The organism is Luteibacter jiangsuensis, assembly GCF_011742555.1.
Taxonomy (GTDB): Bacteria; Pseudomonadota; Gammaproteobacteria; order Xanthomonadales; family Rhodanobacteraceae; genus Luteibacter; species Luteibacter jiangsuensis.
This window is the reverse complement of sequence record NZ_JAAQQR010000003.1, coordinates 192,735-212,908: the sequence shown is the minus strand read 5'-3', so window position 1 is coordinate 212,908 and position 20,174 is coordinate 192,735. Positions and strand designations below refer to the sequence as shown.

Here is a 20,174-nt window from a genome sequence, read left to right as displayed (position 1 = left end):
ACAGTCGTGTCCGGCAACGGACAGCGCAGGCTCAATAGGGCAACGGAAGCCGTACCGTGGCGATCGCGCCGCGAGCGCCGGGCCGGTTCGTCAGTTCGACCGTGCCACCGTGAGCTTCGACGATCAAACGTGTCAGGCTGAGACCAATGCCCGATCCATCGGGCTTGGTGGTGAAGAACGGCACAAACAATGCGTCGCTATCAGGCAGACCCATGCCGTCATCCTCCACAACCACCCGGATCCGCCGCCCCTCGGTGACCCAATCCAGGCGCACTCCGCCACGAACCGGCAGTGCCGCTTCCGCGGCGTTGCGCACGAGATTGATGAATGCCTGGCCCAACTGGTCTTCGTCGCCGTAGAGCACCACAGGCTCCCTGCCGAGGACGACGACATCGATCCGGCGCTCCAGTAGCGCCAGCCGGGACAATGCGAGATCGAGGCGGAACAAAGTCGATTGCGGCGGCGGCAAGCGGGCCAGCCTGCCATATCCGGAAAGGAAACGCGCAAGCGAATCGGCGCGCCGCCCGATAACGTCGAGACCGATGTGCAAATCGGTGCGCACTTCCTCTGCGGGTCGATCCTCCAGAAGGCTGGCGAGGCTGCCCGCCAACGATGCGATCGGAGCCAGTGAATTGTTGAGCTCGTGGCTCAGCACGCGGATGAGCCTTTGCCATGCGCGGCGTTCTTCCTGCCCCAGCGCCGCGCTGAGGTCACGCAGCATGACCAGGCGATGCTCGCGGCCATCACTGCGCCATGCCACCTGGCGCACGGCCCATCGCCCTTCGCCACCCGGGAAGCGACCATGGAAGATGGCGTTGTCCGGAGTATTGAAAGCCTCCGTGAGCCCTAGGGAGTCGAGATCGCGGCCGAGCACGGCAACGCTCTCCGCGTCGATCAAGGTTCGCGCGGCCGCGTTGATCAGACGCAGTTTCCCTTCATCATCTGCAACGAACACCGGGTCCTTCAGGGCCGTGACCGTCTTGCTCAGGAAGCGCGAGGTTTCCGTGCGCTTGCGCCGTGCTTTACTCAGGGCGTCGGACAGCAGGTTCACGTCTGCCACGATCCCCTGCAGGGGATCGCTTCCCGGCCGTACGTGTCCCCGGAGCGAAAAGTCTCCCTCGCTAAGCGCGCCGAGCAGTTCGGTTATCGTGCCCAGCGTGCGCAACATGCGGCCTCCAATGACCCAGGCCAGTGCGAGGGTGAGCGACATGCCCAAGCTGAAAAGGCCCAGCCGAAGTTGCCAGGACAGGCCCTCGACGACGACGAGCGTTCCGCCCATCGCAGCCACGGGCAAAAGCACGATACCGACGGCAGGCATCGCTCCGGAGGCCAGGTTGGTCGAACGCGCGTCGAGGTTCAAGGTGATCCCGACGAAAGGGAGGTTGATTGAGCTTTCAGGTGATCGGCGCCAGAAAGGTCCGGGCCCGCAACTTTTCGAGACGGCGATACAGGGCCTGCCTGGAGATACCCAAGGCCTCGGCCGCCCTTTGCAGATTGTGGCCATGGCGTTCGAGCGCCTGCTTGATCAGCAGTTCTTCGGCCTCGGGGAGAGTGAGGCTGTCGAGCACCACGGGTTCGTCCGCGCGTCGTTGCAGCGACAGGGCATCGGCATCGATCCCGTCATGCGGGGTCAACAGCACCACGCGTTCGATCGTGTGTTCGAGTTCGCGCACGTTTCCGGGCCACGCATAGCCACGAAGTGCCCTCTCGGCCGACGGCGTCAGCAGCATCGCCCCACGTCCCCGCCGACGGCATTCGCGAAGGATGAAGTGACGGGCCAGGGGTACGATGTCTTCCTGCCGTTCGCGCAGTGGCGGCAGGCGCACCTGCATGGCATTGAGCCGGTAGAGCAGGTCGCGACGGAAGCGATCATGGCGGATGGCAGCTTCCAGATCGGCATTCGACGTGGATATGACACGTACGTCCACGCGCCGCGTGCGCATGCCGCCGCAACGTTCAAGTTCCCCCTCTTCCACGACGCGAAGCAGTTTCGCCTGCTGGAGCGGGTGGATGCTTCCCACTTCCTCGAGGATGAGGCTGCCTCCGTGAGCCAGTTCGAACCGGCCGGGACGTGAAGTAGGCAGATCTTCTCCGAACATTTCTTCGGCGAAGCGCGACTCCGGCAGCGTACCCATGTCGACGCGAATGACCGGGTGCTCCGCGCGGGGCGACAAGGCGTGGATCTCGCGCGCCACCAGCGATTTGCCGGTACCGTTCTCGCCGAGCACAAGCACGTTGGCCTCGCCGCCGGCTATGCGGCCGATCAGGTCCAATACGCGCCGCATGGACGAGGACTCGCCGATCCGGAGCATGTCGCCAGCCTCCCGCGACAATGCAGCCTCCGCCCGCAATCGCCGGTTTTCCTCCTGCATCCGGCGCACGGCGATCTGTGTGCGGATGGTGTGGACCATATGAGCATTGTTCCAGGGCTTCTCGATGAAATCGGATGCGCCGAGGCGCATGGCGCGCACGGCGATCTCGATGCTGCCCCAGGCCGTCATGGTCACCACCGGCAGTTCCGGGTCTTCCTGACGTAGACGGGTGACGAGTTCCAGACCTTCGAGCCCGGACGTCGTGTCCGATGCATAGTTGAGATCGACGACGGCACAGGCGAATTCGGTCCGTGCCACGGCGTCCAGCGCCGCGGCCGCAGAGCCGACGTCGACCGACGGAATACCTTCCGATTGCAACAGGATGCGTAGCGCAAGTCGGACGTCCGGATGATCGTCCACGACGAGCACCGGCGCTGCGGATTCTTGACCTCTGGACATACCTGCCACTCCCCACGTTTCAATCGCTGCGGAGCACTCGCCAAGGCTCGAGCGCCGCCGCATGGCTCGCGGGCGCGGCCACGGCAACCAGGGTCCCGAACACCATGACAAGGGCCGCAGCCATGGACACGCCGATAGCGGTACCTGCGGGCATGACCATTCCGAGCGAGAAGTGCTGCATGACACACGTGCCGAACAGGCCCAGGACGATACCGCTCAGGGCCACGCGGAACGCCTTCCGGACCACATGGGCAAGGAGCTGGCCGGGGGTGGCACCAAGAGCCATGCGCAGGCTCAACGCGTAGCGTGACGCGGCGACCTCCACGGAATGCATCGCATACTGGCCCGCCGCGGTCAGGCTTACGGCAACGCCTGAAAGCGTGGCAAAGAGTGCGACATCCCGGTGTGCTCCTGCCAGCGGCGCGTCGGCGATCCGTTCGAGCGGAACGGGCGGCGACAGCGCAAGCGAAGGTGCGGCTTCGCCGACGATCGACGGCAGTGCGTCGCTCGCAACCGTGGCGGCGGCGGGCCCCCGGATCGCGACGAACAAGGGTTGCAGCTGGCGCATCAACGCGAAGACGTGCGGATCGACCTGCGCGAGAGGAACATAGACCGCCGGTGCCGCAGCGCCTTTCGCGTCGCGCCGGGTGTTGCCGACAATGCCGACGATACGGGCCTCGCGCGCGCCCCGGCCCGCTGGCCGGACGAAACCGCCGATGCCGCGGCTGCCGAACGCACGCACGTAGGCTTCGTTCACCATGGCGACGGGATGGGCATCGGAGCCGTCGCTTTCGACGACGGTTCGGCCGGCGAGCAACCGCAGGCCCATGGCCTCGATTCCGCCAGGCGAAACCACCGCGAAGGGTATGAACCGGCTGCCGCCGCCGCGACGCAGGAAGGGCATGCGGAAACCCCTTCCCGTCGGGACGTCGCTCGACCAACCCACCGCTTCCACGCCCGGCAATGCCGATACCGTCGAACGGATGGCATCGGCCAGCCGAACGACACTGCTCAACTCCGGATATGCGCCCATCGGGGGATGCAGTTCCACCACCACGCCGTCCGCAGTGTCGAAACCCGGAGATGTACCGGCCAGTAGCCATGCCCGCGACACTGCGATCATGCCGTATGAGACGAGCAAGGTCGCCAACGCGACCTGGGCGAGAACCAGTGCGGAAGCCGTCCAGCCGGTTGTCACACGCATGGCCGGGGCGCCGCTCATCATCGTGCGCTCCCGATGGCGCAGGCGACCCATCACGCGTGCCGCCCCGATGACGGCCGCCAGGACGAGCACGACGAACGTCATCGCCGCCACCACCGACAGCACGCGCCAGCCGGGCGCCATGGGGGCCGCCGAGACCAGCCATGCGGGAGGAATGAATGGCTTGAACAGGCGCACCAGCGCCGTACCGCCGGGCAGGCCCACGGCGAAGCCGAGGACGCCCACGGCCAGGGCATCGAACCCCGCCGATCGCCAGGGTTCCCACCTCGCACCGAACACCATCTTCACCGCCGTTTCGTCGATGCGAGCGAACATGCGCGTCGATATCAGCTGCGAGACATTCATCCCGGCCACGGCAAGTACGAGCACGCCCGACAGCGCAAAGCCCCATAGGGGCGCGCGCGCGCGGTACGCCACCAGATCGTCTATCGGAGTGGCGCCGCTCCATCGGACGTCCTCACCATGCGGGTCCGGGCCAATGTCGCGGGCGGCACGCAGCACGCGGGCCGAAAACGGGCGGATGTCGCTCGCGGACGACAACAGCGCCACGGCCGTCATGTTGCCATCCAGCGCCGTCGAGCCGTTCAACGGGTCGAGCGAAAGGAGCAAATCGACGTCGGAGAAGAAGCGGTATTCCGCAGGCAGCACACCGCGAATCTCGACATTCGACCCGTCGACGACGATCGTCTGTCCGACAACCTGCGGTGCGATGTCCGCCAGGCGAGCGCGCAGGGCTTCAGACACCAGGGCGCCATGGCCCATCCCGCCGTCCGTGGTGCCTGAGGGAGCCACGCCGAGCGTGTGAAGGAATCCGGTGTCGACCCGCTGGGCGCGAAGGATTTCCGTGTGCCGGCCGGCAACGACGTTCACCGTTTCGGGAATACGTGCGATCCCACGTGACAGCACCATCGCCGGTTGGCCAACGGCATCGTACAGTTGCGGCGACATCGCGCGCATGGGGTCGTCGGGCGTGCGGCGCCCGTAAATCGCCACCCGCTCGTGGTTCGGCCAAGGCGGGGGTTGCAGTACGGCGTCGAGCAGCGTGACCCCGCCGATCGCGGCGGCAACTCCCAGCGACAGCGTTCCGGAAGCCAGCAACATGAAGGCCGGCCAGCGCGCGAGCGCATGCGCGTCGCGAGAAGCCTGCGGGCGCCACTTCACTGCACGGGCTCGCCGAGACTGTACTGGTCGAGGCCCGATTCCGATTCGGCGAGCCGCTGCTGGTGCGTGCTCTCGTCGACGACGTGTCCGTCCAACAGGCGCACCGTGCGCTCGGCCATGGCGCCAAAACGTTCGTCGTGAGTCACCATGCAGATCGTCCGCCCCTCCGCATGCAGGCGCGAGAAGAGCGACATGACGGCTTCGCCGTTCCTGAGGTCCAGGTTTCCCGTCGGTTCGTCCGCCAGCAGGATGGTCGGATTGCCGGCGAGCGCGCGCGCGACGGCAACTCGTTGCTTCTGCCCACCGGAGAGTTGGGACGGGTAGTAGCGCATGCGATGCGCCATGCCGACGCCCGCCAGCGCATCCCGAACACGACGCCGGCTCTCGTGCCGCGAAATGCCCTTTCGGAACGAGAGGGGCAGCGCAACGTTTTCCGCCACGCTCAGATCCTCGATAAGGTTGGAAGCCTGGAACACGAACCCGATGTGCCTGTTGCGCAGGATGGCACGCTGCGCGCGCCCCAGATGCTGCACCGGCTGACCCGCGAACCGCAGTTCGCCTTTCGTCGGCACGTCCAGCAGACCCATCAGCGACAGGAGCGTGGTCTTGCCGCAGCCCGAAGGTCCGGCCACCGAGACGAATTCGCCTTGCCGCACATTCAGGTGAATGTCCGTCAGCACGTGACAGTCGGCTGAGCCGGCGGGAAATGCTTTCCCGACGCCTCGCATCTCGATGATCGTTGGATGGGTGAAGCACTGCATCGCGCGACTCCGTATGGGGTCAACATAACGCAGCGTGATGGCTTGTCGTGGCCGCCGAACCCGTCTCCAATAGCAATCTTCCCGATGTTGCCGGAAAGACGTAACGATAGTTACGTCGCCGTGCATCGCCTGCCGATTTGCCCATGCCGGGCCGCAGGCGCCGCTCATGCGAAAGCTGGGCCGGGGCCGCGTGCCGACGTCTCCTGCACGTCTTGGGCCCCAAGGACGTAAACGTTTACCTGTAACGTCATTTACGTGCGCACTTGCGTACCCGATGCCGGTATCCTTGTCCGCTTGACGCGTATTCCCCCGTCGCCTCGTCCCAAGGCCAGCCCCATGAACCGCAATCCCCGCATCGAAGACCTGATCTCCCGAATGACCCTCGACGAGAAGGTGGGCCAGTTGGGCGTGTTCGCCGATGCCGTGCGTCCGTTCGCCCCGGACATCAATCCGGAGGTGAACGCACGGGGGGCAGCCGACGTTCTCGAACAGGTCCGGGCAGGACGCGTGGGCGCGCTGTTCAACGGCGTGGGCGCTGCCGAGGGTCGCGAGGCGCAGCGCGTGGCCGTGGAGGAGAGCCGGCTCGGCATCCCGCTCCTGTTCGGCGCCGACGTCATCCACGGCATGCGCACCGTATTCCCCATCCCCCTGGCCGAAGCCTCCTCGTTCGAGCCGGACCTGGCCGAGCGCACCGCGCGGGCCACGGCCATCGAGGCCACCGCCGCGGGCGTGCACTGGACGTTCGCCCCGGCCGTGGACATCGCGCGCGACCAGCGCTGGGGCCGCGTCGCCGAGGGGGCGGGGGAGGACGTGGTGCTGGGTTCGGCGTTCGCCGCCGCCCGCGTGCGTGGCTTCCAGGGTCCGGACCTCACGGCCGGGGACTCGCTGCTGGCCACGCCCAAGCATTTTGCCGCCTACGGCGCCGTCGCGGCCGGCATGGAATACAACACCGTGGACATCTCGCCGCAGACGCTGCGCGACGTCCACCTGCCACCGTTCAAGGCCGCGCTGGACGCGGGCGCGCTGACCTTCATGAGCGCGTTCAACGACATCAACGGCGTGCCGGCATCGGCCAATCGCGAGTTGATGACGGACATCCTCCGTGGCGAGTGGGGGTTTCGCGGGCTCGTTGTGTCGGATTACACGGCCGACATGGAACTCATCGCGCATGGTTTCGCCGAAGACGAACGCGACGCGACACGGCTCGCGTTCCTGGCCGGCGTGGACATGAGCATGCAAAGCGGCTTCTACGCAGCACACTTGCCCGCGCTCGTCGAATCCGGCGCGGTGCCGATGGACGTGCTCGACGAAGGCGTGCGCCGCGTGCTCGCGGTGAAGGATGCCATCGGCCTCTTCGACAACCCGTATCGTTCGCTCGATCCCGCCGCGGAGGCCGACGGTTCGCACGATGCCGATCATGCGGCGCTGGCACGCGACGCCGCGCGCCGATCCATCGTCATGCTGAAGAACGAGGGCGTGCTGCCGTTGCGCAAGAACGGCCAGAAGATCGCGTTGATTGGCCCATTCGGCGCCGATACCGAAAACCTCGAAGGCTGTTGGACGCTGTTCGGTGACGCGGCCCGGCACGTGACCATCGAGCGCGGCCTGCGCGACGCCCTGGCGGACGCCTCGACACTGGAAGTGGTGGCCGGCTCGGGCCTGGAGGCTCCGCTGGAGGGCGGCATCGAGGCGGCCGTGGCCGCCGCGCGCCGCGCCGACGTCGTGCTTCTGGCCATCGGCGAACCGCAGAACTACTCCGGCGAAGCGCAGTCGCGCACACAGATCGTCGTGCCGGCCGCGCAGCAGGCACTGGCCGAGGCGGTGGCCGCCACCGGCAAGCCCGTCGTCGTGCTGTTGAAGAACGGACGGGCGCTCGCACTGACCGGCGCGGTGCGCGAAGCCGGTGCCATCCTCGTGACCTGGTTCCTCGGGAGCCAGACCGGCCCCGCCATTGCCGACGTGCTGTTCGGCGACTACAACCCGTCCGGGCGCCTGCCGGTCAGTTTTCCCCAGGACTCCGGGCAACAGCCTTATTTCTACAACCATCCGCGGACGGGTCGCCCCGAACTGCCCGACCAGCCGCCCGCCTTCAAGGCACGCTACCGGGAAGTCACCTTCGAGCCGCTGTACCCGTTCGGGCATGGTCTCAGCTATACGCGCTTCGCCTACTCCGCACCGCGCGTCGCCGCGACGGTGGGCTGGGACGAGACCATCGTCGTGTCCGCAAACGTGACCAATACCGGCGACATCGCCGGCGAAGAAGTGGTGCAGCTCTACATTCACGACCGTGTGGCCAGTCGCGTTCGCCCTGTGCGCGAACTGAAAGCCTTCCGGAAGATCCTGCTCGGTCCCGGTGCCTCGGAAGACGTGGCATTCGAACTCACGCGTGCCGATCTCGCGTTTACGCATCGCGACGGCCGTACGTTCGAAGCCGAGCCCGGCGAATTCCTGGTGTGGATCGCCGGCTCGTCCGCCACAGGCGACGCCGCGAGCTTCACGCTCCGCGACTGCTGACGACGCATGTAGGCCCTGGCACCGGGCTGCGGAGCGCTGCACCGATACGACGGAAAATAAGCGTTACCTAGCATCGTGTTCCTTTTCGTCGAAGGAACACACGCATGCTCCGATTACGCACGCTAGCCATAGCGGCGGGGATGTTCGGCATCCTCGCCGCATCCGAGACAACCCACGCCACGGCAGCCTATGCCGCTCCCGTTCCCAGCCTGCCGATCGCCTGGGACACCTGTCCGGATGCCTGGGTGGGCAGCACGCCCGGCCGCCTTCGCGACCGTCTGCAGTGCGCCACGATCCAGGCGCCGCTCGACCATGCGATTCGTGACGGACGAACACTTGCCGTGGGCGTCATTCGCGTGCGCGCGGGTGTTCCGTCGCAGCGCGAAGGATCGATCTTCTTCAATCCCGGCGGTCCCGGCATCCATCCGGGGAGGTTCCTTCGTTCCATCGTCAACGGCTGGGCCGACACCGACGCAAGCGATCCGCATGAGGGCAGCAAACGCCTCCTCGCCGACCGCTTCGACGTCGTCGCGGTGAATCCGCGCGGCCTGGTGGGCAGCACGGAAGTCCGCTGCCTCGACGGGCTTCCGGGCGCCCATGCCTATGTGCCGACGCACCTGGATGACGTCAATTGGGGTTTCATGACCGTTGCCGCGGCTTCGGTGGTGCGGGCGTGCGCCGCGCCCGCACACGCCCCTTACGTCAATACCGAGCAGCACGTGCACGACATGGACATGGTCCGTCGCTCGCTCGGCGACGCACGCATACACATCTATGGTGCGTCCTATGGCGGCATGATCGCCGCCTGGTATGCGGCAAATTACCCGCAGAACACGGGCCGCATGCTCCTGGACTCCACCCTCGACTTCACCCACGACTATGTGACCGCGGTGCGCCTTAACCTGAGGGCGAGGCACGACACCATCCAGAGGGAAGTCGTGCAGCCGGTACTCGACAATCCCGCGCGTTTCGGCTTCGGCAGGGACCCTCAGGCGGTGGCCTCCGCCATTGCCCACCTCCCCTCTCGCATCCGGGAGGTGTGGTTCGCGGGGATGGAATCCCCCGTGGAGCTTGCTGCCGCTCTGCTCGTTGCACCGTGGTGGCGCGACGCGCGCCCGCCCAGCTACGACGCCATGGAAGCGCTCATACAGCGGGCGCCGATCACCCCCGATGCCGGAATGGCCGAGAGGATCCGCCTCGCGGCCAGATTACTGGCGACAAAGCTGTATGCCCCGCCGCGAACCACCCCGCTGTTCGCCGACTCTCCGGAGGGAGATTCCGTCCGGTCCATCGTCGTCTGCAACGACATTCCCTGGGTACGCAGTGAACAGGACATCCGCGAGGGCGCGCAGGCGGATGCCGGCCGCTACTGGAGCTATACGGGCGACACCACCATGCAGGAGCTCATGTGTCTGCAATGGGGGGGATCCACGGCCCGGCAACCGGACCTTGCCTTGCTGGAGCAGGTGCCGCCGTTCCTCATGCTTCAATCCGACAATGACGACACCACCCCGCCGAGCGGCGCGGCACACGTGCTGGAGCGCTTCCCGAACGCGCGCCTTCTGATGGTGCGAGGTTCCAACGTCCACGGCCTGTTCAACTTCACCCTCTCGCCATGCATCGAGGGTACGGCCGCCAACTACCTGCTGACGGGCGCGCTACCTGACACACCGACGCGTGTGGCCACGTGCTACGGCACGCAAGGCAACGCCGCGGACGTCATGCCGAATGCCCCGCGCCGCCCCACGGCTGCCCCGACACCCGCGCCCGCCCCGGCCGTGCATGACGAACTCTAAGGACGCGCACCATGAAAATGCTTCGCCTTGCGGCCCACGTCGCCTGTCTGCCCCTCTTCGCCGTCGCCGTGTCGCCGGCACAAGCCAGCGTGAACAACGCCACCGCCACAGTGCCCTCCATCACGTGGAGTCCATGCCCGGACGCATGGACCGGTCCCGCGTCACCCGATCTCGGCGACCGCCTCGAGTGCGGCAGCATGTCGGCGCCACTCGATCACGAAGCACCTGACGGGAACTTGCTGGAGATCGGTGTCATACGTGTACGCGCCGCCGTGCCGGCGCTGCGCGAAGGCTCGATCTTCTTCCAGGCCGGCGGCCCGGGTGCGCATCCGGGCACGCTCTTGCAAGCCATCGCGAGGGCCTGGACGGACTCCGACTGGATATACCAGCACCACCTGAGCGAGCGCTTCGATCTCGTCGCCGTCATTCCGCGTGGACTCGTCGGCAGTGGCGAGCTGCGCTGCGTGACCGGCATGCCGCCTTCCTACGAGACCCTGTCCGGCGACCTGAGCGACGCCAACTGGAACCTGATGCTCTCGGAAGCGCAGGCCATGGCCGACACCTGTCGCGCTCCATGGCATGCGCGTTATATCAATACCGAACAGCACGTACACGACATGGACATGTTGCGTCGCGCGCTCGGCGATGAGCGCCTCCATTTTTACGGCATCTCCTACGGATCCCTCGTCGGCGCATGGTATGCATCGGTCTACCCCTATCACACCGGGCGGATGCTCTGGGATTCCGGCCTGGACGTCACGCGCGATTATGCCTCCGCGCTCCAGAGCGCTATCGTCGCCCAGCACGACGCCATCGTGCGCAAGGCGCTCAACCCCATCCTCAGCGATCCCGCACGGTATGGGTTCGGCAGCAACCCCGGCATCGTTACCGAAGCCGTCGACAAGCTCCCCGGGCGCATGCGCAAACTGCGTCTGGCGGCCATCAAAACGCCGGAGGAACTCGCGGCCACATTGCACCTCGCAAACTTGTGGGAGGTACGAAAACCCGCAACGCTTAACGCCATGTTGCGCCTGCTGCGGAATCCGCTGGCGCCTGACCCGAACATGGACGCGCGCTTGCGTCACATGGCAAACAAGCTGGCGGCTTTGGTGTACATGCAGCCTGGCACCACGCCAAGGTTCCAATCAGGACCCGAAGGAGACTCCGTCCGCGTCGTCGTTCCCTGCAACGACATGCTGTGGACACGCAGCGAAAGCGCCGTTCGTCGGGCGGCACGCGAAAACGCGCGTCGCTACCTGAGCACGACCGGGCACGAGGTATTGGATGAGATCATCTGCCTGCGCTGGGGTCCGCCGACAGCAAGGCCCATGGTGAGTGCGAACATCGAACTCGCACCACCGTTCCTGATGTTGCAGTCGGACGCCGACACATCGACCCCGCTCACGGGTGCCATGAACGCGCTCGACAGGTTCGCCAATGCCCGCATGCTGCTGGTGCGCAACTCGGATGAACACGGCCTCTTCAATTTCACGCGGTCGCCGTGCATCGAGCTCACTGCCGCACGCTATCTCGCCACCGGCCAGCTGCCCGAAACCGGTTCCCGGGCCTTCGCGTGCGACGGCACGCACGGCAGCCCGCTGGAAGGTATTCCCGGCGAGCCGCCTCTGCCCGTCGTCGAGCCAGTTGCCGTGACCCTGCCGGCACCGGCCGCTCACGACGAACTCTGATAGCGACTTGAATCAGAACATGACCTGCGCACGCATCTGGAAGATGTGCGGATCGATGCGCAGGTCACGTCGGTCGCTGGTGGCACGTACGTAGTTGGCCTGCAACTTCAAGTACTTCGTGAGGTACCAGTTGGCACCGAGCGTCCAGTCATGCTCGGTGCCACCCAAGGTGGGGCCGTCGTCCAGATCGAGCGTGCTGTAGCGAAGCACGAACTCCAGGGCGCCCCAGGGGCCCTTCGGGACGACGTCGCCGATGTTGCCCGCGCTGTAGGTGCGCGACTCGCCGGTGACGACCCAGCTGCCGAACGCATACCAGCCGTGGGCGTCATAGGCCGGCTTGTTCTCGAGCTTCACGCGCGCGGAAAGGTATTCGCCCTGCATTGACCAGGGGCCGCGAATCCACAGACCTTCCAGGCCGCGGCGCTCGACGTGCTCGGCCACGCTCAGCGCGCCGGAGTCGATGAGCCGGCGCGAGGCGAGGCCTGCCTCCGGCAGCGCGCGCAGGCGCACGCTCGGCGGGTTGTAGCGCCCGCGGCCGTCGGTGCTGCCGTCCGGGTTTTCGCGCGAATACGACCCGCCCAGGTGGAGCACGTTGCCCGGGCTGTTCATCGGTGTCCACGCGGCGCGAGCGGCCACCATGCGACCGTCGAGATCACCCTGGAGGTTGCCGCCCTTGTAATAGCCCAGTTGCACGAGGTACGCCTTACGCGTCAGCGCCCAGTCGAAGCCCAAGCGGCGGTTTGCATAGATCGCCTGCATCGGCAGCGAAGTTTCCATGAACGACGTGCTGCCCGTGCTCGTGTTGCCTTCGAAGCCGACGGGCGTCTTCATGAAGCCGACGCGGAACGCGCCAATATCCCTGTCGAACAGGGCCTTGCTCTGCAGGCGGAAGAACACGTCCAGCCACGTCTTCGTCTGGAAGTCGAAAACCACCGTGCCGTCGTACACACCCTTATTGCGGACGAAAAAGCCGAACTCCTTGCGGCGGTTCGTCTGCGCGTCTTCGTACGTGCCCTCGTCGTGCGAAAAGCGGTCCAGATCGTACTGATACTTCAGCGACAAACCGATGTCCGTACCATCGGCGAACACGTAGTGGGTGGGCCAGTTGGTGCGCCAGTCGTAATCGTTGGACGCCGGCGCGGCGGCGGCGCCGAGCACGGGAGCGATCAGCGCGAGCGCGCCGACGATGGTCTTCTTCACGGTGAAACCCCTCTCAAGCGAACCGGCGGCACCGGTTTGCGACATCAATGGTTATGGCGTGCTTGAGAATCCGCTCAACCCCGCACTCAGTTCATCGGCAGGCTCGCCCATGTCTTTAAAAGAGCGCGTGAAGAACCAGAAAAAGGGGCGCCGAAGCGCCCCCTTTCCCTCATCCGACCGAGCGAACGTCAGATGGCGTAGTACATCTGGAACTCGAGCGGGTGGGTGCTCGCGCGGTAGCGTGTGACTTCCTGCATCTTCAGCGCGATGTAGCCGTCGATGAAGTCGTCGGTGAAGACGCCGCCGGCCTTCAGGAACTCGCGGTCCTTGTCGAGGGCCACCAGGGCCTCGTCGAGGCTGGCGCACACCTGCGGGATGTTCTTCTCTTCTTCCGGCGGAAGATCGTAGAGATCCTTGTCGGCCGGCGCACCCGGGTCGATCTTGTTCAGGATGCCGTCGAGACCGGCCATCATCAGCACGGTGAAGGTGAGGTAGCCCGACTGCATCGGGTCCGGGAAGCGGATTTCGATACGGCGGCCCTTCGGGCTGGAGACGTACGGAATACGGCAGGAAGCCGAGCGGTTGCGCGCCGAGTAGGCGAGCATCACCGGCGCCTCGAAGCCCGGCACCAGTCGCTTGTAGCTGTTGGTGGTGGAGTTGGCGAACGCGTTGATGGCCTTGGCGTGCTTGAAGATGCCGCCGATGTACCACAGCGCGGTCTGCGAAAGGCCACCGTACAGGTCGCCGGCGAACAGGTTCTCGCCGTTCTTCGACAGCGACTGGTGCACGTGCATGCCCGAGCCGTTGTCGCCGACGATCGGCTTCGGCATGAAGGTCACCGTCTTGCCGGCCTGGTGGGCGACGTTCTTGATGACGTACTTCATCGTCATCAGTTCGTCGGCCTTCTTCACCAACGTATTGAAGCGGGTGCCGATTTCGCACTGGCCCGCGTTGGCCACCTCATGATGGTGCACTTCCACCACCTGGCCCAGCGATTCCAGCACCTTGCACATGTCCGCGCGCAGGTCGCCCAGGCTGTCCACCGGGCTGACCGGGAAATAGCCGCCCTTCACGCCCGGGCGGTGGCCGGTGTTCGTGCCGTCGTACTTGTAGCGCGACGACCAGGCCGCTTCCTCGGAGCCGATTTCATAGAACACGCGGCCCATGTCGTTCTGCCAGCGCACGGAGTCGAAAATGAAGAATTCCGGTTCCGGACCGAAGAAGGCGGTGTCGGCGATGCCGGTGGACTTCAGGTAGGCCTCGGCGCGCTTCGCGATGGAGCGCGGATCGCGACCATAGGCCTGCATGGTGCTCGGCTCGAGCACGTCGCAATGCAGGATCAGCTGCTTGTGCGCGCTGAACGGGTCGAGGTGTGCCGTTTCCGGATCCGGCATGAGCACCATGTCGGACTCGTTGATGCCCTTCCAGCCCGCGATCGACGAACCGTCGAACATCTTGCCGTCTTCGAAGGTCCCTTCGTCGATGGCGTGGGCCGGGAACGTGACATGGTGGTGCTTGCCGAGAATGTCGGCGAAGCGCAGATCGACGAACTCGATTTCCTCGTCCTGGATCAGGTTCAGCACTTTGGAAGCGGCGGACATACAAACCTCGAATGGGTATGGGGCGGGATGCGGTTAGCAAACGCTATGCCAGCGCTGCCGCGTGCGGCGGACCGGCATGGACCAAGCCGGCGCATCATAGAACGGCCGTGAGCGCCTTGTGCAAAAGCACCACGTTGGTGCAAATTGGCAGGCGTTGCACCACGCTCGGGGCCAACGATGCCCGGGTCCGGCGTAACGCTGATTACGCTGGCAGGATGCGGCCATCACTCCGCAGGAACGAGCATGCATCTTTCCCTCATCGCCCTGGCCGCCGCCCTCGGGGCCTCGCCCGTCCTGGCCCATGCCGCTCAGCGGACGTACGCCAACCCCATCGACATCGACTACCGCTACAACTTCGAGCAGATGAACGAGGGCGTTTCGTACCGGACGGGAGCCGATCCGGCCGTGGTGCGCTTCGGCGATGCCTATTACCTGTTCCAGACGCTCGCCGACGGGTACTGGATGTCGAAGGATCTGCTGCACTGGGACTTCGTGAAGCCGGACCACTGGCCTTACGACGGGGTGGTCGCGCCGGCGACGCTCGTTGCGGACGGCAAGCTGTTCCTCATGCAGTCGGCCGTCGCGCCGCGGCCGCTCATGGTCAGCACGGACCCGGCCAGCGGACGGTGGCAGTTCTGGACGCGTCTGCTGCCGCCCGTGCCGGGTGCCGTGCGGAACGAGCAACCCGGCGTGCTGCTGAAGCCCGGTGAGCTGCCGCAGGGGCCGTGGGACCCCGGCCTGTTTCAGGACAGGGACGGCAAGGTGTACCTGTACTGGGGCTCCTCGTACGTCTATCCGCTGTACGGTGCGGAGCTCGACCTGAAGCTCGGCTCCACGGAGGGCGAGGGCAAGCGCCTGTCGTTCCTGACGAAGCCCCGCCCCTTCCTGCGTCTGGATCCGGCGAACCATGGCTGGGAGCGCTTCGGCCCGGACCATACGATGGGCGACAAGCCCTCGTATATCGAAGGGGCCTGGATGAACGAACACAACGGCCGCTACTACTTCCAGTACGGCGGCCCGGGCACCGAATACAACGTGTATGCCACGGGCGTGTATGTCGGAAAGACGCCTCTGGGGCCGTTCGAATACGCTCCTTACAACCCGGTCGGATACAAGCCTGGCGGCTTCGTCACCGGAGCCGGCCACGGCTCCACCTTCGAGGACGCGTATGGCAACGCCTGGAATACGGGCACCGCCTGGCTCGGCGTGAACTGGACCTTCGAACGCCGCATCGACCTGTTTCCCGCGGGGTGGCACGACGACGGGCAGATGTGGGTGGACACGCGCTTCGGCGACTTCCCGCATCGGATGCCCGACCACAAGCTGCGCGAGAACGAAGACACATTCACCGGCTGGATGCTGCTGTCGTACCGCAAGCCGGTGGTGGCGTCGTCGTCGCTGCCCGCGCACCCGGCGTCCACGCTGACCGACGAGGATCCGCGCACATTCTGGGTGGCCAAGACGAACGACGCCGGCCAGACGCTCACGCTGGACCTGGGCGGAACCCCAACCGTTCGCGCCGTGCAGGTCGACTACGCCGATTTCGAATCCGGCCGCTATGGCGACGCCCCCGACATCGTCACGCAGTTCGTCCTGCAAGGTTCGACGGACGGCGAACGCTGGATCACGCTGGCCGACCTGTCGAAGGAAACGCGCGACCGCCCCAACGCGTACATCGAACTGGAACAACCGCGGAAGCTGCGCTTCATTCGCTACGTGCACAAGCATGTGGGCGCGAAGCATCTTGCGATTTCCGATCTGCGTGTATTCGGTAATGCGGACGGCGCACCGCCCGCCGCTCCGCAGGATGTCCAGGCGACACGCGGCAGCGACGAGAGGGACGCCACGATTTCGTGGAAGCCTGTACCGGGCGCAGTGGGCTACAACGTGCGCTGGGGCCTTGCCGCCGACCGCCTGCATTCCACGTACCAGCGTTTCGCGGATCGGCCGACTTCGTTTACCCTTCGTAGCCTCAACAAGGGCGTTCGTTACGTCGTGGCCGTGGAGGCCTTCGACGAGCGAGGTGTCTCTCCGCTGTCACAGGTCGTACAGATCGTTCCATGACGATGGGCGGCCGCAGACCCCCATCGGATCCACGACATGACGAACAAGCACGACGACGACACCCTTGACGCCGGCCGGCGCCGCCTGCTGGGTGGCATGGCCACCACCGGGGCGCTGCTGGCCCTGGGCGGCCTCCCCGACGCGACGGCGAATGCCGCGCAGGGGGCACCTGTCGCGCCGGGCGGCAAGGCCATGGATGCACTGCTCGAGAAGCACATCCAGCACGTCGTGGTCATCTACGCGGAAAACCGCAGCTTCAACAATCTGTTTGCCGACTTCCCCGGATTGCAGAGCCCGCTGAGTGCCGTTCCGAAGGAGCGTTACCTCCAGCGCGATCGCGACGGCACGGTGCTCAAAACGCTTCCCCCGATCTGGGGCGGCCTCGTTCCGCACGAGCAGGTGGTCGACCACAAGACGTACAAGATTCTGGAAAAGGACATCGTCGGACTGCCGAATGCGCCGTGGGCCCTGCACACCGGCGATGGCCACACGCCGTTGCCGCACGGCGTCGTCACACGGGACCTCGTCCACGCGTTCTACAACAACCAGCTGCAGATCAACGGTGGCAAGAACGACGGCTTCGTGGCGTGGGGCGACAACGGCGCGCTCACCATGGGCCACTATGCCAGCGCGCCCGTGCACCTGCGGTTGTGGCGCCTGGCCGAGCAGTTCACGCTGTGCGACAACTTCTTCATGGGTGCTTTCGGTGGTTCGTTCCTCAACCACCAATACCTCGTCGCGGCGCAGCCGCCGTTCTACCCGAATGCCGACAAGAGTCCGGCGCAGTTCAATATCGCGGTAACGGAAAGCGGCGATCCCAAGGACCATCGCCTGAAGATGGCCGAAGATTCGCCGAAGAGCGCGATGAACGGCAAGCCGAAGTTCGCGCACCACAACACGCTGACGCCGGACTTCTGGGCGGTGAACACCATCGGCCCGCCCTACTCGCCCGGCTTCAACGTCGACCGCAAGAACCCGCTGCTGGCCGATGCCAACAGCCCGAACACGCTGCCGCCGCAATCGCACCGGCACATCGGAGACATGCTCTCGGCGAAGGGCGTCGACTGGGCCTGGTATGGCGGCGCCTTCCAGGCCGCGCTCGACGGCAAGGGCGACGGCGACGACGGCAGCTTTCCGCAGACGCCCAATTTCCAGCCGCACCATCAGCCGCTCAATTATTTCGTCTCGCTGGCACCCGGCACGGAAGCGCGCAAGCGCCACTTGCGCGATGGCGGCCTCGGCGAAACGCCGTCCACCAACCACTTCCTCGCCGACGTCGCGGCAGGCAAGCTGCCGCCCGTCACGTTCTACAAGCCGCAGGGCGATCTCAACATGCACGCCGGCTACTCCGACGTGGAGGCAGGCGACCGACATATCGCCAACGTGGTGCATGCGCTGCGCAAAAGCCCGCATTGGAACGACATGCTGGTGATCGTCACCTTCGACGAGAACGGCGGCTGGTGGGACCACGTGGCCCCGCCGAAGGGCGACCGCTGGGGACCGGGCACGCGCATCCCCGCCCTGGTGATCTCGCCGTACGCGAAGAAGGGGCATGTGGAGCACACGGTCTACGACACCGGCTCCATCGCGCGTTTCATCACCCGCCGCTTCAAGCTGGAGAAACTGCCGGGGCTGGTCGAGCGCGAGAAGGCGATGCTGGCGGCGGGCGGGCCGGCGCCGGGCGATCTGACCGAGACGCTTCAGTTCGGCTGATCGCTGGCATCGCGCGGAAGCGCTCTCTGTGGGAGCCGCTTCAGCGGCGATGGGTGCTCGCGAAGGCACGTGCCCGCTGCCGCGGGATCGCCGCTGAAGCGGCTCCCACAAGGGACGCGCCTGACATCGGCCTCAATGCCCCGGCGTACCGCCTGAGGCGAACGGCGGCTTTGCGAACCACACCGCAAACATCGCGAGGCCGAACATCAGGCCGAACAGCCAGAAAACGTCATTCACCGCGAGCGTGGCGGCCTGCATGTCCACGATGCGGTTGAGCGCGGCATTCGCCGTGGGCCCCTGCGCGCCGAGCGCCTGGAAGCGCTCCAGATATTCACTGGTGGCCCGGCTGCCGTCGCTCACGTGCTCGGCCAGCACCGCGTGGTGGTATGTCGTGCGGTGGGAGTACATCGTGGTGCTCACCGCGGTGGCGATGCTGCCAGCCAGCGTGCGGAAGAAGTTGGAGAGGCCTGACGCGCTCGCCACCTGCTCGTCCGGCAGTCCGGAGAGGATGATCTGGTTCACCGGTACGAAGAACAACGCCACGCCCGCACCCATGCACATACGTGGCAGTGCCAGTTCGCTGTACGGCGCGTTGGTGCTCAGGGTCGACATGTAGAACGACGCGCCTGCGAAGATCGCAAATCCGACGGTATTCAGCAGGCGAAGGTCGAACTTGTTCTGGAACGCGCCGACCAGCGGCGACATCACGATGGCCAGCAACCCGATCGGCGCGACCACGAAGCCCGCCCAGGTGGCCGTATAGCCGAGCACCTCCTGCACCCACATCGGCATGACGACCGTGCCGCCGAAGAATGCGAACATGCCGAGCGACAGGCAGATCACGCCGACAAGGAAGTTGCGCTTCGCCAGCAGCCGAAGGTCGACTACCGGGTTCTTGTGCATCAGCTCCCACGCCACGAGGAAGGTGAGGCACACCAGCGACACGATGGCCAGCACGGTAATGGTGCGCGAGGTGAACCAGTCGTCGTCGTTACCGTTGTCGAGCATGAATTGCAGGCATCCGACACCCACCGCGAGCAGGAACAGGCCGACGGCGTCGATCGGCAGCTTCGCGGTCTTCGATTCACGGTCGCGCAGCAGCGCGTAGGTGATGACGATGGCGAAGATACCCACCGGAATGTTGATGAAGAAGATCCATGACCAGTGGTAGTTGTCGGTGATCCAGCCGCCGAGGATCGGTCCGAACACCGGGGCCACCACGACGGTCATCGCCCATAGCGCCAGCGCGATGGGCCGCTTCGCCACGGGGTAGTTGTTGAGCAGCAGCGTCTGCGACAAAGGAACCATCGGTCCGGACACGGCGCCCTGGCAGAGACGGAACACGATGAGCATCGTCATGCTCTGCGACAGGCCGCACAACGCGGAGAACACCACGAACAGCATCACCGAGATGGAGAAGGTACGTACCTCTCCGAAACGCCTGGCGATCCATCCCGTCAGCGGCTGCATCACGGCGCTCGCCATGGAATAGGCACTGATGGCCATGGTGCCTTCGTTGCTGCTGACACCTAGATTGCCCGCGATCGTGCGCACCGACACGTTCACGATGGAGATGTCGAGCACCTCCATGAAGGTGGCCAGCGCCACGCCCGCCGTCAGCAGGGCGAGCGCACCGCCGGTCAGCGGCTTCCGGCCATTGTCCTGCCGCGGCTTCGCCATCGC

General features: G+C 65.7%; 12 protein-coding genes. 5 read left to right on the top strand and 7 right to left on the bottom strand.

The features are described from left to right. Positions 1 to 31 precede the first annotated feature (31 nt). Genes HBF26_RS07765 through HBF26_RS07750 form a run of 4 tightly spaced genes read right to left on the bottom strand, consistent with a single transcriptional unit; the run spans position 32 to position 5,915 of the window. Positions 32 to 1,504 (bottom strand): sensor histidine kinase, encoded by a 1,473-nt coding sequence (locus HBF26_RS07765; protein WP_167124752.1) that lies wholly within the window; start codon positions 1,502 to 1,504, stop codon positions 32 to 34. After that, positions 1,395 to 2,771 (bottom strand): sigma-54-dependent transcriptional regulator, encoded by a 1,377-nt coding sequence (locus tag HBF26_RS07760; RefSeq protein ID WP_167124750.1) that lies wholly within the window; start codon positions 2,769 to 2,771, stop codon positions 1,395 to 1,397. Before HBF26_RS07760 ends, HBF26_RS07765 begins: the two co-directional genes overlap by 110 nt. Before the next feature lie 19 nt (positions 2,772 to 2,790). Further along, positions 2,791 to 5,154: an FtsX-like permease family protein gene (locus HBF26_RS07755; protein ID WP_167124748.1), complete on the bottom strand. Its 2,364-nt coding sequence runs from the start codon at positions 5,152 to 5,154 to the stop codon at positions 2,791 to 2,793. Continuing rightward, a complete protein-coding gene (locus tag HBF26_RS07750; protein WP_167124746.1) occupies positions 5,151 to 5,915 on the bottom strand; it encodes an ABC transporter ATP-binding protein in 765 nt (254 codons plus the stop codon). The genes HBF26_RS07755 and HBF26_RS07750 overlap by 4 nt, the downstream gene beginning before the upstream one ends. A gap of 336 nt (positions 5,916 to 6,251) precedes the next feature. On the opposite strand from HBF26_RS07750, the gene HBF26_RS07745 reads away from it, so the two are divergent. The 3 genes from HBF26_RS07745 (at position 6,252) to HBF26_RS07735 (ending at position 11,913) form a co-directional block, all read left to right on the top strand. Continuing rightward, positions 6,252 to 8,429: a glycoside hydrolase family 3 N-terminal domain-containing protein gene (locus tag HBF26_RS07745; RefSeq protein ID WP_167124744.1), complete on the top strand. Its 2,178-nt coding sequence runs from the start codon at positions 6,252 to 6,254 to the stop codon at positions 8,427 to 8,429. Between the two features lie 104 nt (positions 8,430 to 8,533). Then, positions 8,534 to 10,225: an alpha/beta fold hydrolase gene (locus tag HBF26_RS07740; protein WP_167124742.1), complete on the top strand. Its 1,692-nt coding sequence runs from the start codon at positions 8,534 to 8,536 to the stop codon at positions 10,223 to 10,225. An 11-nt stretch (positions 10,226 to 10,236) separates the two neighbouring features. Further along, a complete protein-coding gene (locus HBF26_RS07735) occupies positions 10,237 to 11,913 on the top strand; it encodes an alpha/beta fold hydrolase (RefSeq protein WP_167124740.1) in 1,677 nt (558 codons plus the stop codon). Between the two features lie 12 nt (positions 11,914 to 11,925). On the opposite strand, the gene HBF26_RS07730 is transcribed toward HBF26_RS07735, so the two are convergent. Together HBF26_RS07730 and glnA are read right to left on the bottom strand one after the other, a co-directional pair. After that, entirely contained in the window at positions 11,926 to 13,113 is a 1,188-nt protein-coding gene (locus HBF26_RS07730) for an OprO/OprP family phosphate-selective porin (RefSeq protein WP_338039644.1), read from the bottom strand. Between the two features lie 188 nt (positions 13,114 to 13,301). Further along, the gene (gene glnA, locus HBF26_RS07725; RefSeq protein ID WP_072323472.1) at positions 13,302 to 14,714 is read right to left on the bottom strand and encodes a type I glutamate--ammonia ligase; all 1,413 of its coding nucleotides are present in this window, start codon (positions 14,712 to 14,714) and stop codon (positions 13,302 to 13,304) included. A 243-nt stretch (positions 14,715 to 14,957) separates the two neighbouring features. Here glnA and HBF26_RS07720 point away from each other — a divergent pair, with 243 nt between their 5' ends. Both HBF26_RS07720 and acpA read left to right on the top strand, forming a co-directional pair. Continuing rightward, positions 14,958 to 16,778, top strand: a complete 1,821-nt coding sequence (locus tag HBF26_RS07720) for a family 43 glycosylhydrolase (RefSeq protein WP_167124735.1) — start codon at positions 14,958 to 14,960, stop codon at positions 16,776 to 16,778. Positions 16,779 to 16,814: 36 nt separating this feature from the next. Next, complete coding sequence (acpA, locus tag HBF26_RS07715) at positions 16,815 to 18,491, top strand: acid phosphatase (protein ID WP_167124733.1); 1,677 nt, start codon at positions 16,815 to 16,817, stop codon at positions 18,489 to 18,491. 132 nt (positions 18,492 to 18,623) lie between these two features. On the opposite strand, the gene HBF26_RS07710 is transcribed toward acpA, so the two are convergent. Then, positions 18,624 to 20,171 carry a DHA2 family efflux MFS transporter permease subunit gene (locus HBF26_RS07710; RefSeq protein ID WP_167124731.1) on the bottom strand — a complete coding sequence of 516 codons (1,548 nt, stop codon included), beginning with the start codon at positions 20,169 to 20,171 and terminating at the stop codon, positions 18,624 to 18,626. Between the last annotated feature and the right edge of the window lie 3 nt (positions 20,172 to 20,174).